The sequence below is a fragment of the Corallococcus terminator genome, assembly GCF_049194865.1.
Taxonomy (GTDB): domain Bacteria; phylum Myxococcota; class Myxococcia; order Myxococcales; family Myxococcaceae; genus Myxococcus; species Myxococcus terminator_A.
The window spans coordinates 18,251-35,604 of sequence record NZ_JBLZWL010000124.1; the positions used below are offsets into that span (position 1 = coordinate 18,251).

General features: G+C 71.3%; 9 protein-coding genes. All 9 read left to right on the forward strand.

Translation table 11 applies throughout. The features are described from left to right. Positions 1 to 16 precede the first annotated feature (16 nt). Complete coding sequence (locus ACN469_RS37225; protein ID WP_498776064.1) at positions 17 to 2,533, forward strand: tetratricopeptide repeat protein; 2,517 nt, start codon at positions 17 to 19, stop codon at positions 2,531 to 2,533. Next, positions 2,530 to 3,444: a PhnD/SsuA/transferrin family substrate-binding protein gene (locus ACN469_RS37230; protein ID WP_498776066.1), complete on the forward strand. Its 915-nt coding sequence runs from the start codon at positions 2,530 to 2,532 to the stop codon at positions 3,442 to 3,444. Before ACN469_RS37225 ends, ACN469_RS37230 begins: the two co-directional genes overlap by 4 nt. Positions 3,445 to 3,743: 299 nt before the next feature. After that, positions 3,744 to 6,296, forward strand: a complete 2,553-nt coding sequence (locus ACN469_RS37235; protein WP_498776068.1) for a TonB-dependent receptor plug domain-containing protein — start codon at positions 3,744 to 3,746, stop codon at positions 6,294 to 6,296. A gap of 9 nt (positions 6,297 to 6,305) precedes the next feature. After that, positions 6,306 to 7,145 carry a hypothetical protein gene (locus tag ACN469_RS37240; protein ID WP_498776070.1) on the forward strand — a complete coding sequence of 280 codons (840 nt, stop codon included), beginning with the start codon at positions 6,306 to 6,308 and terminating at the stop codon, positions 7,143 to 7,145. Beyond that, entirely contained in the window at positions 7,138 to 10,380 is a 3,243-nt protein-coding gene (locus ACN469_RS37245) for a serine/threonine-protein kinase (protein ID WP_498776072.1), read from the forward strand. Before ACN469_RS37240 ends, ACN469_RS37245 begins: the two co-directional genes overlap by 8 nt. A 65-nt stretch (positions 10,381 to 10,445) precedes the next feature. Next, complete coding sequence (locus ACN469_RS37250; RefSeq protein WP_498776074.1) at positions 10,446 to 12,782, forward strand: lantibiotic dehydratase; 2,337 nt, start codon at positions 10,446 to 10,448, stop codon at positions 12,780 to 12,782. Then, a complete protein-coding gene (locus ACN469_RS37255; protein WP_498776075.1) occupies positions 12,779 to 14,479 on the forward strand; it encodes a hypothetical protein in 1,701 nt (566 codons plus the stop codon). Before ACN469_RS37250 ends, ACN469_RS37255 begins: the two co-directional genes overlap by 4 nt. Next, positions 14,476 to 16,779, forward strand: a complete 2,304-nt coding sequence (locus ACN469_RS37260) for a lantibiotic dehydratase (RefSeq protein ID WP_498776077.1) — start codon at positions 14,476 to 14,478, stop codon at positions 16,777 to 16,779. The genes ACN469_RS37255 and ACN469_RS37260 overlap by 4 nt, the downstream gene beginning before the upstream one ends. A gap of 62 nt (positions 16,780 to 16,841) precedes the next feature. Next, positions 16,842 to 17,276: a hypothetical protein gene (locus ACN469_RS37265; RefSeq protein ID WP_498776079.1), complete on the forward strand. Its 435-nt coding sequence runs from the start codon at positions 16,842 to 16,844 to the stop codon at positions 17,274 to 17,276. Positions 17,277 to 17,354: the final 78 nt, after the last annotated feature.

Consider the following 17,354-nt stretch of genomic DNA (forward strand, 5'->3'; position numbering starts at 1 on the left):
CCCTGGACGCCCCCGCATGCGCCGCACACCCCACACCCCCATGCGACGCCTTGTCTCGGCGCTCGCCCTGCTGGCCTCGCTGGCTGGCCCTCCCGCCCTGGCGCAGTACCGCCCTCCACCCATGTCCGAGTCGCAGCGGCTGGTGAAGGAGGGCGAGACGGCCCAGGTGTCCGCCAGCGCCGCGAGCGCCTCCGGTGACAAGAAGGAAGCGGAGGAGAAGTACCGCAAGGCGCTGGGCCTCTTCGAGCAGGCGCTGGCCGCCGAGCCGGGCTCCGTCGCCGCCGCCGCGGGCGTGGGCTCCGCCGCCAACGCGCTCCAGGATTGGGCTCGCACCGTGGACAAGGTGAAGCCCGTGCAGGCCGCCAACCCCGCCGAGCTGTCGCTGTCGTACCCCCTGGGCGTGGCGCTCTTCAAGCTGCGCCGCTTCCCGGAGGGTGTGCCGCTGCTGGAGCAGGTGGCCGGCGCGGACCAGGCCGAGCACCTCATCGTCCACTACTACCTGGCCAGCTACTACCTCTTCGCGCAGCAGGGCGATGCGGCGGTGACCCGGTTGCAGAAGTATCTGGCGATGCGTCCCGCGAAGCTGGCCGGCAACGACTTCCAGATTCACGAGCTGCTGGGCCGCGCGCACGTGCTGCGCCGCGACGCGGTGGCCGCGCGCGCGTCCTTCACCCAGGCGCAGGCGGGTCGACCCGAGTCGCCCACCGTGCAGCTGGGACTCGCCAGCGTGCTGGAGCTGGAGGGCAAGCCCGGTGAGGCGCGGACGCTGCTGGAGGGCATCACCACGCGCTTCCCGCAGGCGGCCGAGCCGAAGGAGAAGCTGGCCCGGCTGTACCTCGCCTCGGGCGAGGTGCCCCGCGCGGAGACGCAGGCGGTGGCCATGGTGAAGGTGGGCGCGACGCCCGCCGCGTACCTGCTGCTGGGTGACGTGCGGCTGGCGCAGAAGCAGGCCCCCGCCGCCGAGGAGGCCTACCGCAAGGTGCTGGAGCTTCAGCCCGGCCTGGTGCTGGGACAGATGGCGGTGGGCAAGGCGCTCCAGGCGCAGGGACGGCACGAGGAGGCCATCCAGTTCCTGGAGGCCGCGGTGCGCTCGGGCGCGAGCAGCGTGGAGCTGTGGGCGTCGCTCGGCTCCGTCAACCGTCGCGCCGGCCGTTACCAGCGCGCGGTGGAGGTGCACCGGCGCGTCGTGGAGATGGTGCCCCGTCAGGCCCTGGGCTGGATGCTCCTGGGCGCCGACCACTTCGCCACCGGCCAGTGGGACCAGGCCATCGAGGACTACAGCAACGCGCTCCAGGTGGAGCCCGCGCACGCCGGCGCGAAGCAGTGGCTGGCCCGCGCGCTCGCGCACCGTGCCCGGGACAGGGGCGGGGCGGGGCGAGCGGATGACGCGGTTCGCGATCTGCGCCGGGCCTTCGACCTGGACCGGAGCGCGCTCATGGCCCGGCGGCTGACGGCGGCGATGATGGAGACACGCGCCTATGCCGACGCGCGCAAGGTGATGGAGCAGGGCGCGACGCTCCCCGGCGCGACGTGGCGGGAGCAGCTGCTCCTGGGCTACGCGCGGCTGGGCGCGGGTGATGCGCAGGCGGCGCTGGAGTCCTTCGCCCTCGCGGGCAAGCAGACGGAGGAGCCGGACCAGCAGGCCGAGGCCTCCGTGGGCGCCGCGCTCGCCGAGGTGGAGCTGGGTCAGGTGGACGCCGCCGTGCAGCGGCTCACGGAGGTCGGCCCGTCGCGCACGGCCGCGAGCGTGGCGCAGGCCAACCTGCCGCGCGTGCTGGTGCGCCGCGCGCTGGCCCGCCTGGAGACGGGAGATGTCGAGGGCGCCGACCGCGACCTGGAGGCGGTGGACAAGCTGGGCACCGGCAAGCGCGCGGACCTGACGAAGCTGGTCCTCTTCGCTCGCGGATTGTCGCGTGCGGAGGCGGGTCGCCACGCGGAGGCGAGCGCCGCGCTGAAGAAGGCCCTCACCCCGGTGCAGCCCTGGGCGTGGCCGAACACGCGCGCCCTGGCGGAGGCCTTCGTCCTCTACAAGAAGGGGCAGGTGGCCGCCTCGCGCAAGCAGCTGACCGCGGCGTCCAAGAAGCCCATGCCCGGGCAGCCCAGGTGGCTCGCGTCCCTGACGGGCGCCCTCCACCGGCGCGAGGCCTCGCTGGCCTACGCCTCCGGCAACATGAAGGGCGCGGAGAAGGCCCTCAAGGCCGCGCTCACCGCCGAGCCCGAGGACGCGCTGCTCCAGCACAACCAGGCCTGCGTCGACTGGCGCAAGGGCAAGACGTCCGAGGCCCTGGCCACGTGGCGTCGCCTGGAGTCCTCCGTGTCCGTCGCCTCGCTCAACCTGGGCATCGACGCCCAGGAGCGCCGGCACGAGCCCGCCGAGGCCGTGGACGCCTGGCGCCGCTACCTCGCGTCCGGCCCTGGCCCCCGTCAGGCCCAGGTGCGCGAGTGGAAGGAACGCCTGCAGAGCCTCCATGGCCTCTCCGAGCCCTCGGGCTCGGCGCCGGCCGGAGCCACCGCGGAGGAGACCACCCCATGAAGACGCTCCGCTTCCTCCTGGCCGGCCTCGCGCTGGCCCTCTGTGTCATCACCCCCGCCGCCGCTGCCCCCAAGAAGGCCACCCTGGGCGTCTTCCTGGCCACGACGCTGAGTGACGGCCAGGAGCGCTTCCAGTACGCGGAGGCCCTCGCCGCGAAGCTGACCGAGGCGATGGACCGCCCCGTGGCCGCCAAGAGCTTCGGCCGCTACGAGGACTTCGCGCGCGCCATCTCCGACGGGCTGGTGGACTTCGCCGTGGTGGAGGGGTGGGCCGCCGTGCAGCTCGGCTCCAAGGCCACCCCCCTGGCCTGGGCTTCCCGTCCCGGCGAGTCCCAGCAGCGCTGGGCCATCGTCTCCACCCACAAGGGCGTGGTGAAGGACCTGGCCGGCAAGCGCCTGGCGCTGGTGAAGGGCGCGGGCCCCGCCGACCCCAAGTTCGTCACCCACGCCGTCCTCGGCGGTGACCTGGACGCGCAGCGCCACTTCAAGCTCACCCCCGTCCCCAACGTGGAGTCCGCCCTGAAGATGCTGGAGGCCAAGGGCGCCGAGGCGGCCCTGGTGCCCGTGTCCCACGTCCCCAAGGACAAGGACCTGCGCGTCCTCTTCCGCAGCTCCCGCCTGCCGGGCGCCGTCCTGGTCGACCTGCGCAACCACAAGGAAGTGCTGGAGTCGGCCCTGTCCTCCGTGGGTGCCGTGGCACCGTTCGAGTCCTTCGCCCGCATTCAAGGCAAGGACTTCGAGGACTTCCGACGTCTCGTCACCCAGGGGCCCCCGCGCCGCCAGCCCGTCTTCGCCGACGCGGCGGAGCTGCGCGTGGACGCCGAGGTCCTGGTCCGCGCCGAGGAGCTCGGTCCCTCGCTGCCGTCCTTCGCCAGCGACCTCGCCGTGGCCGCCGAACAGCCCGACGATTGATTTGACGCAACCTTCGACGCGATTCGCCGAAACACTCTTGAGTTTCAGGGAATGAGAATCATCAACTTGGCCCCGCTGGCCCTCTGGGGTAGGTTGTTTTCTTACGGCGCGAGCGTGCAGGTGAGTGAATTCGTCCAACAGAACGATTGCCCTGGCGCCTCGCCCGCCAACAGGGGCGTACAGGACCGCGGGGGCTCCTCCCATTCGCGGATGTGAGAACGATGCACTCGAAAGTGTCTGCTGATCCGCTGCGAGGTGCGGTGGGAGCTCACGCAGGGCGCCGTGGTCTCCGCGCCTCCATGGCGATGGCCGTCCTCTTCTGCGCCCTGGCCGTGGCCCTCCCGACGGTGGCCCAGGCCCAGGACTCTGGCGCCACGGGTGAGGCGCCGGCGAAGGTGAAGCGCAAGAGGCGCGTCGTCGCGCCTGGGACGAAGGTCCCCGGGGCCACGAAGACGCCCGCGACGAAGCCTCCTCGCACGGCGAAGAAGCCCCCGAAGCCGCGCAAGAACAGCAAGCCGGTGCCCGAGTCGGAGATCCCCGTGCTGGGCTCCGGCCTCGATACGGAAGAGACCTCCCTGGGCACCGAGGCCGTGACGGCGGAGCCGCCTGTCCCGGTCGCCCCCGCGCCCACCGTGGAGACCCACCCGGCGAGTCCTTCGCACGCTCCGGTGGCGAGCCCCTCCCTGGACCCCGCGCTCACGTCGGATCCGCTGAGCACGCCGCCCGCCGCTCATGGGGCGGTGCTGCCCGCGACGCGGAGCCCGTCGACCGCGCCGGTCGCCAGTGACAACGTGCCGATCTCCGCGCCCTTCGCCCAGCCCACCACGGACCGGCCGATGCCGCCTCCGGCTGGCCTCGCGAGCCTGCCCGGCGAGGATCCGCTGGGCGGCGCCGACGCCCTGGAGGAGTCGGTCAACCGCGTGCTGAGCGAGGCGGTGGTGACGACGGCCTCCAAGCGCAACCAGCGCATCGCGGACGTGCCCCTGACGGTGTCGTGGATTCCGGCGGAGGAGCTGGAGGGCACCGGCCAGTTCACGCTGTGCGAGGCCATCCAGTACTTCCCCGGTATGGAGTGCCGCCGCGGGTCCATGCGCAAGGCGGCGGTGAGCGCGCGTGGCCTGGGCTCCAACTACCTGTCCAACCGCCTGCTGCTGCTCAAGGACGGCCGGCCGCTGACGGACCCGTGGACGGGCCAGTTCTACGCGGACGAGACGACGCCGCTCGTCAACCTCAAGCAGGTGGAGGTCATCCGAGGCCCGGGCTCCTCGCTGTACGGCTCCAACGCCTTCAGCGGCGTCATCAACATCATCGAGCGCCAGCCGGCGGACCTCATCGCCCCGGGACGCAACGTGGGCGCCGAGGCGCGCATCCTCGCGGGCCAGGACCAGACGTGGCGCCTGCACGGCAACGTGGCCGGACGCGGCGGCCCCGTGGAGGCGCTGCTCGGCTACTACGGCTATGGCTCCGACGGGCCCCAGCTCTTCAATGACCCCGCCACGGGCCTGGTGGACACGAACCAGGACTCGATGGTGCACCAGGTGAACGGCAAGGTGCGCGTGGGGCCGCTGGCGCTGGACGCGGACTTCACGGACGCGACGATTGGCCGTCCGGGTGGCTCGCACACGCAGATCTCCACCGTGGGCAACTGCGGCCGGTGCCACTACACGCCGGACGATGAGGAGTCCGTCCAGAACTTCAACGCCTCCGCGCAGGTGGATCAGCAGGTGACGGACAACCTGCGCCTGTTCGGTCAGGCGTACGGCTTCTTCAAGCGCCGCGACGTGGTGTTGGAGAACGCCTTCGGTGGCGACCCCACGCGCGCGCTGGGCAAGCGGCGCCGGCTGGGCGGCGAGGTTCGCGCGCTGTACTCGGCGGGCTCGTTGTCGGTGACGTTCGGCGGCGACTTGAAGGCGGACCAGGTCAACGTGCCCAACGTGCTGCCGGGCCTGTCGATGGATGACACGAAGCAGACCATCCTCGGTGGCTTCGTGGACGCGGAGTACCGCCTGACGGAGCGCCTGGTGCTGAGCGGAGGCGCCCGGTATGACCGCTATCAGATCCCCGAGATCGTCTGGCGCGAGCGGACCGACCAGATCTCCCCGCGCGCCAGCATCGTCTTCCACGCGGTGCCGGAGCTGCTCACGCTGCGCACCAACTACGGCCGCGCCTTCCGCGCGCCCACCCTGGCGGAGCTGGCCATCAACCAGCAGATGTACGCGTCCACACTGGTGGGCAACGCCAACCTTCGCGCGGAGACGCTGGACACGTTCGAGGGCTCCGTGGACTTCTGGCCCTTCGACCGGCGCGTGCGCCTGACGGCGACGGGCTTCTACAACGTGGCCAAGAACTTCATCAATCAGGAGCTCGTCTTCGGCTCGGTGTCCCAGTTCCGCAACATGGGCGACGCGCGCATCGCCGGCCTGGAGCTGGAGGCGGCGGCGCAGATTCCGTCCATCAACTCCTCGTTCGACGTGGCCTACCAGCTGCTCGACGCCAAGAACCTGCCCTTCGGCGACGGCCCGGAGACGCCGCTGGACTACGCGCCCACGCACCGTGTCTACGCGCGCGGCCGTACCAACATCGGCAAGGTGGCCTTCGTGGAGCTGTACGCGCTCTTCGTCGGGCCGCGCTTCGACCCGGGCTTCCAGGTGGACGAGACGACGGGCCTGCCCAGCTCCCGAGTGCAGCTGCCCAGCTACCTCACGGCCAGCGCCCGGGTGGGCTTCAACATCTACGACGGCATCTCCGTGTCGTTCCTCGGCTCCAACCTCTTCAACGCGGCGTACGAGGAGTCTCACGGCTTCCCTGCGCCGCCCCAGTCCTTCTTCAGTGAAGTCAAGGTACGCTATTAGGCACCGCGTTTGAGTACCGCTCCTCACCTGGAGGCCGGTGGCCTCCTGCTGATTGCAGATGCGTCCCTGCCCGCGGCCTCGCTCGAGCAGGCGGTGCCGCTGCTGGCTCAGGGTGGGGTAGGGGGCAAGGGAGCGCTGGTCTTGTTCGACGGCGTGCTCAAGCCCGAGCACGCGCAGTGGCTGCGGCGCGAGCCGCCGGCCCTGCTGTTGGCCACGCGCGAGCGCGACGGCGGGCCCTCCATGTGGGAGGTCCGGCTGTTGGGCTCGCTGTGGAAGCAGGGCTCGCTGCTCCCGGACCAGGCGGAGGTGACGCGCCATCCGCTGCGCCGCGTGGCGGACATCAACTCGGCGGCCAACGAGGCCGCGTCGGCGGTCAGCGACGCGCAGGGCAGCCGCGTGGCGGCGGGGCTGGTGGCGGACGTGGTGCATGAAATCGCCGCCAACGCGCTCCTGGATGCGCCGGTGGATGCGCGGGGCGAGCCTCGGTACGCGCACCGGCGCACCGAGGTGCGGGAAGTGGAGCCGGAGGACGCCTGCGAGCTGACGTTCGCGGTGGAGGACGGCCGGATGTGGTTGGAAGTGGCGGACCGCTTCGGCGGCCTGCGGCCGGGCTCGTTCGCCCGGGCGCTGGAGGGGTGGGGCCAGCGCGTGAAGGTGGATGCGTCTGGCGGTGGGGCGGGTCTTGGATTGCGTCGCATCCTCGAGCACTGCGACACGGTGGCGGTCCGGGTGACCGCTGGCCGGGAGTCGCGAGTCGTGTGCGTGGTGGATCTGGGAGACGCGCGCCGCCGCGCGACCCAGCCCAAGTCACTGATGTTCTGTCTGCATGAGGTCAGGGCCGGTGGATAGCCAGGGTTCCAACGCCATCATCAGCCGGCTCCGCGTGGGTACCATCACCCACGTCCGGATCGCCGGTGTCATCGACGAGACCTTCCCGTTGACGTCGACGAGCCCGGAGCTCAGTGGGCTCCTCGTCGTCGACCTCGGCCGGGTGGAGCGCATCAGCTCCTACGGGGTCCGTCGGTGGATTGAGTTCGCCGCGAAGCTGCCTCCGGGCGCGCTGGGGCTGTACGTCGTGCATGCGCCCCCCGTCGTGGTGGATCAGCTCAACATGGTGGAGGGCTTCGCGGGTGTCGCCCGCGTGCTCTCCGTCCTCGCGCCCTACACGTGTCGCACCTGCAACGAAGACCGGATGCGGGTGGTGAACCTGGTGGACGAAGCCCAGGTCATCGCGGAAGAGCGCGCGCCCGAGCACACCTGCCCCGTCTGCTCCAACCCGCTGGAGTTCGCGGACCTGCCGGGCGAGTTCTTCGACTACGCGCGCCGTCAGCAGTTCGGCACCGTGGACCCGGTGGTGATGCGCTACCTGCGCGCGAGCATGCCGACGGAGCAGCCGGAGCTCCCGCAGCACCTGAAGATCGTCCAGGACGACGTCACGTTCATCTCGCTGGCCAGCACGCTCAAGGGTGACCTCAACGTGCGCCGGCTCGCGTCCGGGTTGGAGGGGCGCGTCGCGTTCGACTTCAGCCACGTCAGCACGGTGGAGCCGGAGGCGCTGCCCAAGCTGGAGCAGGTGCTGGACACCGCGGCGCAGGCCGCGGAGGTGTTGCTGTGCCGCGTGCCTCCGCCGGCGCTGGCCGTGCTGGCGCGCTCGTCCAAGCTGATGCCGGGCCGGCTGGCCACGCTGTGGCTGCCGTGTGAGTGCCGCAACTGCGGCCAGGTGAGCCACCAGCGCATCCAGGCCCAGGAGTACCTGGCGCAGCTTCGCGCGCACCAGACGAGCATCACCATCGAGTGCCCCATCTGCGGCGGCAGCGCCCAGGTGCCGCACATGCCTCAGCTCCAGGGCTTCCTGGCGCGTGTGCAGCTCACGGACCGGCCGCTGGACGACATCGAGGGGTTGGAGCCGCGCGCCCTCAGTCAGTACCTGTTCGGGTCCACCAACATCGACCCGCAGGCGAACAAGGGCTCGCCCACCGACATCTCCAACTCGCTGGGCAGCACCAAGCTCAACATCATCCGACGACTGGGCCAGGGCGGTATGGCCGAGGTCTTCCTCGCCAAGCAGGTGGGCGTGAAGGGCTTCGAGAAGTTCGTGGTGATGAAGAAGATCCTGCCGCAGTTCGCGCAGAACCCCGAGTTCGTGGACATGCTGTTCGCGGAGGCCCGCGCCAACGCGCGGCTCACGCACCCCAACGTCGTGCAGACCTTCGACGTGGGCGTGTCCGACGGCGTGGCGTACATCCTGATGGAGTACGTGCGCGGGCCGGACATGAAGCGGCTGGTGAACGAGCTGCGCCGCAAGGGGCTCGCGCTGCCGCTGGAGCACGCGCTGCGCATCGTCGCGGAGGTGGCCGCGGGCCTGCACTACGCGCACGCGTACGTGGACCCGGCGGGCACGCCGCACCCGGTGGTGCACCGCGACGTCAGCCCGCACAACGTCCTCATCTCCCTGGACGGGGCCATCAAGCTGAGCGACTTCGGCATCGCCAAGGTGGCGGGCGAGGAGAACACCCAGGCGGGCGTGCTGAAGGGGAAGATTTCGTACATCTCCCCGGAGGCCGCGTCGGGCCGCACGCTGGACGCGCGCAACGACGTCTTCGCGCTCGGCGTCGTCCTCTTCGAGCTGCTCACCGGACAGCTTCCGTTCCGCAGGGACCACGACGCGGCCACGCTCAACGCCATCGTCCGCGAGCCCGCGCCCGTCCCCTCGCAGCTGCGTCCGCAGATTCCGCAGGATGTCTCCGACCTCATCCTCCGCGCGCTCGTGAAGGACCCGGCGCGCCGCACGCCGTCCGCCGCGGCGATGCGCGAGGAGATTGAAGCGGTGATGGCGCACCACCGCCTCAACTCGTCCCCGGCGGCGGTGGCCCAGTTCTTCAAGGACACGCTCGGAGACCGGCTGGTGGAGTACACGCCGTCGACCGCTTCGGGTACGGGCAGCCATCCCAAGCCCATCCCTGGCGCCAGCGGCACGGGCAGTGGCAACGTCGGCAGCGGGGACATGGTGGCCCCCGTCGACAGCAGGACGCCCAACCGGGGCACGGGCAGCGGCCCGAAGGCGACCACGGCGGGCAGCGGCAACATCCCGCGTCCGACGACGGGGACGGGCAGCGGCAACGTGGCCGCGAGGCCCGCGACGCCTCCGCCTGTCGCGACCCGTCCCGCCACTCCGCCTCCCGTGGCGACCCGCCCGCCGACGCCTCCGCCCGTGGCGCCCCGTCCCGCGACGCCGGCTCCCGTGGCGTCCCGGCCTCCTCCTCCGCCCATCATGACGCCGCTGCCGATGCTTCCGGAGCTGGAGGCGGCGGACCGGACCGAGGTGGTGCTGCTGCAAGGGGGCGCTGCGCTGCCTCCTCCCGAGCCGGCCCGTCCTGCTCCCGCACCGCGTCCCTCTCAGCCGGGCCACACCGCGGTGCCCGCGCCTCAGCGTCCTTCCTCCACGTCCATGCCCGTGTCGGCGCCTCGTCCCGCCCCGGCGCCCCGGCCGTCCTCGCCAGCACATCCGAGCCTTGGAGCCACGGCGCGTCCCGTGGCTCCCGCGCCGGTACAGCAGGTGGAGCCCGCCACGTCCGAGTCCGGGAAGGGCTCATGGAAGTGGGCGGCCATGGGCGGCGGCTTGCTGCTGGTGGTGGCCGTGGTGGCGGTGGTGATGCTGCGCGGCCCCGGCTCCATGTTCCTCAACCTGGAAGAGGGCGAGCACGTGTACGTCGGCGGTGTGCGCCTGGAGTCCGGCGCGGAGGCGTTGCCGGCGCCGCCCACCGGGTCGCTGCTCGTCGCCACGGCGGTGAACGGGAAGCTGCGGAGGTTCGGCACCACGCAGCTTCGCGAAGACATCGACGTGAGGACGCTGGCGGACGCGATGCCCCAGCCTGGGACGCGCGGGGTGCTGAGCGTGACGAGCAGCGCGCCGGGCTGCCAGGTCCAGGTGGACGGCGCGCCGCTGCCCAACCGCACGCCGGTGACGAAGGCCTCCATCGAGGCCGGCAGGGAGCTGGAGGTGGTGGTGAGCTGTCCTGGTGCCGCGAGCAAGCAGTGGGTGCTGGCGGTGCCGGGCCAGGAGATTGTCGTGACGGCTCGGTAGCAAGACTGAGTGGCTGGCCTCGGGCCGCCTTCGGGCGCCCCACGAGGTTGAAGGGCATGTGACCCATGAAGGGCTGGACCTTCTTCCCTCACCTTGTCGTGCGGACGACGGGTTTCCCATTCGACTGGTTGGAGCGGTTGGGGTGCCCGGAGTCGGCGGCGTGGGCGCGTCGGCTCGATTCGGAGCGACGCGGGTTGGAGGCGCTGCGTGCCCAGGGGCCACGCGTGCGTCGTCCTTCGCGAGAGCTGCTGTCCGCGCTCAAGGCGGGGCGTCCCGTCAGCATCGAGGGCCTGGAGTCCCCGGAGCGCTTCGAGGAATGGAATGTCCGCGCGGCGGCGGCCCAGGAGGCGGAAGCGGGCTTCGCCGAGGCGATGGAGCGCGAGCTGGCGGCGGTGGAGTCCCAGCTCGTCGCCCTGTGCCGCGAGCCGCGCTTCCTGGAGGCGGTGGCCAGCTCCAGTCCGCCGGTGGCCAAGGACCTGCTCGCGGGGCGCGAGGGCTCCCGGCTGCGTCGGCAGATCGCCAGCTATCTGCAGCGGCTGTGCGCGAAGAACGAGACGATGGGCTTCTTCGGCCCCATCAACTACGGCCGCGTGGACCCGGACGCGCCCACGGGCGTGACGCTGAATTGGTCCGGCCCCGAGACGCTGGTGGGGCGCAACACCTTCGCGGCCTCGTGGCTGGTGCAGGGGTTGGTGCGGGCCATCGCGTTCGACCCGGACATCGCCTCGTGGCTCGTGCCGCGTCGCAAGGCGTTCGCGGAGATGCCCGCGCGCAAGTCGGGCCCCACGCCGGAGAGCGCGGAGGAGCTGCTGCCTCGGCTGGTGGAGCTGGCGGACGGGACGCGCACGCTGGCGGCCCTGGCCTCGTCGCTGGGCGTGGCGCCTGGACTGGCTCGCGAGGCGCTGCGGCTGGGCTGTGACAAGTCGCTGCTCACCCATCAGCTCGAGGTGCCCTCCGCGGTGCACCACCCCGTGGACGACCTGGCCGAGCGTGTCGCCGCGTTGCCGAGCGCGGGGGCGCGGCGTCATGTCGAGGGCTTGAGCGCGCTGCTGGAGTTGATGGGCCGGTATGGCGCGGCGGACGCGAGCGGGAAGATGGCGCTCCAGGACGCCTTCGCGCGGCGGGCGAAGGAGCAGTGGGGCGTGGCGCCCGCGTCGGAGCGTGGGCCCGCTTCCGAGTCCCACAACTTCTACCAGGACCGGCTCGCGCTGCGAGAGGAGTGCGGCGGAGACCTGCGGCTCGAGGTGGGCGGTGAGCGAGCCCGCGAGCTGGGGACCCGCATGGAGCCGGCGCTGGCGTGGATGGCCGAGGCGGCCTGGCGCACGCGCGACGCGGCTCGCGCGGCGGTGGCGCAGAAGGTCGGCTCGCGCACCGTGCCCTTCTGGAAGGTGGCTGCCGCCAGCGCGGACCTGCCGGTGCCGCTGGACACCTCCCTGGCGGAGCTGCTCGCGAAGGCCATTCCGAACGCGGACGCGCACACCGTCGAGCTGGGTGACGTGGTGCCTCCCGCGTGGGATTCGGCGCGGGCCCTGCCGCTCGTCACGTCGGTGGACCTGCTCGTCGGGGCGACGGACGTGGAGGCGTGGGGACGGGGCGACTACACGCTGGTGATGGGGGACATCCACGACACCGCGCTGGTGTGGGGCTGGGCGCTCCAGTTCCATCCTTCGCGAGCGAAGGTGGAGAGCGCCATGGTGCGTGCGCTCGGGGCCCTGCCGCGCGCGATGCCCCTGGTGACGGTGCTGCCCTCGCGCCGCACGGGGCTGTTGCCCTCGGAGTTTCCCGGGCCGGTGGTGGAGCTGGGCGGTGTCAGCTCCCGCGCCTCCGCGTGGCGGATTCCGCTGGATGACCTGTTCGTCGAGAGCGATGGCAAGAGCGCGCGACTGGTGTCGAAGCGGCTCGGCTCCGAGGTGTGCCTCTACAACGGCGAGCTGGAGAGCGCGGTGCATACGGCGTTCTCCCTGCCGCGCATCCGCCCGCTGCGGGTGTCGCTGGGGGAGCACACGCCGCGGGTGACGCTCGGCGGGGTGGTGGTGCAGCGCGAGCAGTGGCGGCTGGACGCGGCGGCGTGCGAGGCGCTGCTCGCGTGCAAGGACGACCGCGCGAGGCTTCGCGTCGCGGTGGGCCTGTGGGACGCGCGCGGCCTTCCGACGTGTGTCTTCGCGAAGTTCAAGGGCGAGCGGAAGCCCGTGCTGGTGGACGTGCGCAGCCCGCCGTTGCTGCGTGTCTTCCTCAACCTGCTGGAGCAGAAGGAGGAGGTCCTCCTCTCGGAGATGTTGCCCGGGCCGGAGCAGCTCTGGCTCCGCGGGCCGGGAGGTCGTCACACGGTGGAGCTGCGCTGCACGTTGATGTGGGGTGGCCCCCGGTCCGCCGTGCCCCTCGTCACGGAGGAGGAGCGATGAAGTGGTGGGTGCTGCCTCCACACCGGGACATCACGCTCGTACCCGAGGTCCCCGAGGGGTGGTGCCTGCTGGACCTGGCGAGGGACTTCGGCCGCCGGGTCTACTCCTCCGAGTCGGTGGAGGCGGAGGCCCTGGCCCGCGAGTCGTCGCCCCCCTCTCCTCAGACGATGCGCGAGTTGCTCCTGTTGCGAGTCGCGCAGGGCCTTCGCGACCGGGGACCCATACCGGAGCTGCGCGCCCTGGGCGCGGTGTTGACGGCCATCTCCGGCCCGCCTCACGGGGTTCATCTTCGACTGGATGACGTGGAACTGGAGTCCGGCACGACGGAGCGGAGCGGGGATGTCCAGCGCGCGGCGTCGCTGCCGGCGCCGTACTCGGATGACGTGGCGGGTGTCCTCGGGCGTTTCGAGGATGCGGAGTGCGTCCGCATCTGGCTGGAGCGAGACCTTCAGTTGCCCGCCGCCGTGACCCTCGCGCAGGCGTGTCCGGCGCATGTGCCCCTGGAGCTCGCCGGTCCCTTTGCCTGGACACATCGCAAGGTGCTGGCGCGGATGCCCGCGTTCCGGCGCGCCGCGTTCCCCGAGCAGGTGTCCGCGCTGCGCTGGCGCGTGGTTCCGCTGAACGGTGCTCCCGATGCTGATGACCTCGTGTGGGTCTCCGATGCGCTGGGGCTCGAGGTTCTTGCTCCCTATCCGTGGGGCGATGAGCAGGACTGGGTAGAGATGGAGACGCCGCTGGCCGACGGTGCGGAGCCGGGTGAGTGGCGACGAGAAAGCTGGCTCGGTGCCTGCTCGCTGGCCGATGTGCGCGCATACACAGAGGGCGCACGTTGGGCGGGCCATGTGTCGCTTGGCTCGCTCCTGGCGGCGGACGTGCTGGTTGAGAGCGGCTGTCACACGGTGGTGGTGGGCTTCTGCGGCATCGAGAACGGCCGGGTGATGGACGTCGAGCGCCGGGTCATTCCGGTGGAGCCGCTCGTCCAGGGCTATCAACGGTTGAAGGCCGCAGGCGTGCGGGTCGTCGCGGAGTGGTGGGTCGGAGCGCCGGGCGTGGACGAGGCGTCCTTGGAGGTCACGCTGGCCGCGCTGGAGGGCTCGCGCTTCTTCGACCACCTCGCGGGAGTGCGTCCGTTCCACGCGTCGGTGGAGCGTATCGCCCGAGTTCGCGACATGGGGCGCTGGTGGGGACAGCCCGGTGACCCTCCGGCGGACAGGGACTTGTCCCGCAGTCGCCCCATCGAAAAGCCGGGCACGATTCCGGGGGCGCGTCTGCCTGCCGTTCTCACCTCGCTGGCGAGCCGGCTGCTGAGTCGCGCGCCGCTCAGCCCGGGCCGTGTCGCGGCGGCCTTCCTGCACGCGCCCCGGGCACCGGTGGCCTTGGCGGAGACCTCGCACGAAGCTGCCGCGCCCTCGATGGAGACCGCGCACGAAGCTCCCGCGCTCATCCGACTGGACGCGGACTGCGCGGTGGTGCGGCTGCCCGCCTCGCTCGACGGAGCCCCGAAGCCCACGTGGTACGCGGCGAACCTGCGCACCGGGGTCGTGCTCGCGATGGATGCGCGCCTCGCGCCCGTGGTGTCCCGACTGACGGTGCCCGCCACCGCGTCGGCCGCGCTGGGCGTAGTGCCGGAAGCGCAGCGCGCGAAGGTGGTGGAGATGCTGGTGACGAAGTCCATCCTGGAGAGGACGCACGGATGAGCGAGCGCTGGACCTTGGGCGAGGTGTTCGTGCTCCGGCATGCCGGCTTCCCGTTCGATTGGCTGGAGTCTCTCGGGTTCTCCGACGAGGTGCTGGCCGAGGCGAACCTGCTGCTCGACGACGAGCGGGCGCTCCTGGACGCGGTGCGCGCCGACGGTGACGAATCCGGTGCCAAGGCGTTCCAGGACTCCTTCGAGCAGGGGAGGGTGCCCACGCTGAAGGCCCGCCACGGCCCGGCGAGCCGCGACGCACTGGAGCGCTACCGCGTGCGACGCGAGGCCCTCCAGGCACGCCATGCGAAAGAGCGCACGGACCTGCGCTTGAAGCTGCGCGAGCGCGCGTCGGACCCGGCCATCCAGGAGGCCGTGTTCCTCTCCAGTCCCGCGATGTTCGACAACGTCTGGGCCCGCTACCTGCGTGGTGGCGAGCAGAAGGACACGTCCGATGCGCGCCGCGTGGACCGACAGGTCTACACGTACCTCCAGCGCTTCTGCGCGAAGAACGAGACGACCAGCTTCTTCGGCCCCATCTCCTACGGAGAGCGCACCGACTCGGACGACTTCGACGTCCGCACCGTGGAGAGTGGCGACACCGGTCGCCGCACGTTCTTCTCCTTCTGGGCGGTGACGGAGCTCGCGCGCGCAGTGGGACGTGAGCGGACGCTGCGGCCTAACCTGCCTCTGCGCCTCAACCCCCTCTTCACGGTGTCCCCAGGCCGCGCCTCCTGCCAGGCGCTGCAACTGGAGGTGCCGCTGTCCGAGAGCGCCGAGCAGCTCCTGGCCGTGCTGCGCGCACACCCGACGCCCTCGGCCGCGGCGCAGGTGCTCGGCCTCGCGGTCGAAGACGTGATGCGCGCGGCCATTCCGCTGGTGAAGGGCGCGTTGTTGCTGTGGGGCCTGCCCTTCCGCCCCAACGACTTCTCCACCTTCGAGAGCGTGCGTGACTCCGTCGCGGCCCTGCCGGAGCTGGAGGCGCGGGCCCTCTGGCTTGCGCGACTGGACACGCTCGCGCGCCTGAAGGCCGAGTTCCAGACGGCGGACCTGACGCGGCGTCGCGCGTTGCTGCCGGAGCTGGAGGCCCGCTTCACGGAGGCCACGGGCAAGCCCGCGCGGCGCGGTGACGGCCAGGTGTACGCGGACCGGCTCATCCTCTACGAGGAGGCCAGCTCTCCCTTCCGTCTGCGCTTCGGCCGTCGCTTCACGGAGGAGCTCGAGTCCGCGCTGACGGGCCCCCTGGAGCTGTCGGCGGCCTATGGCGAGCGCGTGCAGCAGGGCTTTCGCGAGCAGGTGCGCGACGCGCTCGGCACCGACGAGCGCCCCGTGGACCTCCTGGAGTACGCCGTACGCCTGCGTCCGGACGAGGTGGCGGGGAGCCGCTTCTCCCCGGTGCCGCCAGTGCTGCTCGACGAGGATGGCTCGCGGGCACGCTCGCTGCCGGTGGACTTCCTGGGCACGTCCACGCCGGGCGGCCGGTATGCGCTGCCGGACGTCTGCCTTGCTTCGAAGGGGGCCGGCGCGGGCTTCGAGGTGATGCTCGCGCGCGTGCACCACCACCTGATGCTGCGAAGCTGGCTGAGCGCGTTCTTCCCGTCGCGGGAGCGGTACGCGGCGGTGGCCTCGCGCTGGTTGGAGGCGGACCCTTCGGCGCGCGGACTGGTGGGCCTGTCCATCCGCCGTCGCAACAAGGGCTTCTATGTGTTCCCTGGCCGCCGCCTCGTGTACGCGGTGTCGGACGTGCTGGACGTCGAGGACGGGGCCATGACTCCGGCCGACGTGAAGGTGCTGCCCACGTCCCAGGGGCCGGTGCTGGTAGACGGGAAGGGTGAGCGGGTGCACCTGTACCTGCCGCTGGATGACTTCTCCTCCTACCCGCCCTTCGCCGCGCTGGCGCATCCCCAGGTGCTCCATGCGCCGCTGCGCACGAAGGGCAGCCACCTGCCTCGCCTGAGCATCGGCGGCGCGGTGTACCAACGCGAGCGCTGGGAGCTGTCCTCGGAGAAGCTGGCGCGCCCCACCGGGTTCGATCTCTTCCTTGCCGCGCAGCGCGAGCGACGCGCGCGGAGCTGGCCTCGCTTCGTCTTCATGCGCAGCTCGAAGGAGCGCAAGCCGTACCTCATCGACACCGCGAGCCCCTTCGCCCTGGACCTGCTCTCGCATCTGTCGCGCGAGGCCGAGCGGCTGTCGGTCGAGGAGATGTACCCAGCCCCCGAGCAGCTCTGGCTCCAGGACGCCCGAGGCCGCTACACCTGTGAGCTGCGCATGCAGTTCACTCGCTGGAGCGAGGGCACTTCGCCGCTTTGACATCCGAGGCGGGTCCGCGAACAGAATGGGGCAAAGTCACTGCCAGTCCCTCTGGAGAGCCCATGTCTGGTGAGAACACCGTCGTCCCCGAGACTCGGAAGCTGAAGCGCCCGGTGGAGGAGATTCGCGCGGAGCTGCTGGTCGACGCGGACGTGAAGGAGCAGGCGCGGCTCCTCCAGATTCCCGTCGAGGCCTACGTCGAGAAGATCCTCGACTACGCCCAGCACCCGCAGAAGCAGATGCCGCTGGAGATCACCCTCGACGGGGACCTCAAGGCCAAGGACCCCAAGGCCGCCACCGTGGCGGAGATTCAAGACCACCTGGACAAGCTCATCAGTGGCGAGGTCATCCTGAGCCGAGCGCAGCAGCGCGACGGCTTCAGTGCGGGGAAGGGTGATGAGCGCTACAAGGCCGCGCTCGCCTCAGACGAGGTGCTCAAGGGCGCCCCCGAATCCCGCGCTACGACGCCCGCACCCAAGGGCCCTCCGAAGGGGTGAACGCCCGATTTATCGGTGGGATTTCTCCACGTATGCCGACAAGGTGGGATGAAAACCCACGGAATTCCAGGGACTTGG

Bases quoted from the DNA above. Each gene is read 5' to 3' on its own strand.
- ACN469_RS37265 (WP_498776079.1), top strand. From the start codon at position 16,842: ATGTCTGGTGAGAACACCGTCGTCCCCGAGACTCGGAAGCTGAAGCGC.
- ACN469_RS37230 (WP_498776066.1), top strand. From the start codon at position 2,530: ATGAAGACGCTCCGCTTCCTCCTGGCCGGCCTCGCGCTGGCCCTCTGT.
- ACN469_RS37250 (WP_498776074.1), top strand. From the start codon at position 10,446: ATGAAGGGCTGGACCTTCTTCCCTCACCTTGTCGTGCGGACGACGGGT.
- ACN469_RS37260 (WP_498776077.1), top strand. From the start codon at position 14,476: ATGAGCGAGCGCTGGACCTTGGGCGAGGTGTTCGTGCTCCGGCATGCC.
- ACN469_RS37225 (WP_498776064.1), top strand. From the start codon at position 17: ATGCGCCGCACACCCCACACCCCCATGCGACGCCTTGTCTCGGCGCTC.
- ACN469_RS37255 (WP_498776075.1), top strand. From the start codon at position 12,779: ATGAAGTGGTGGGTGCTGCCTCCACACCGGGACATCACGCTCGTACCC.
- ACN469_RS37235 (WP_498776068.1), top strand. From the start codon at position 3,744: ATGGCGATGGCCGTCCTCTTCTGCGCCCTGGCCGTGGCCCTCCCGACG.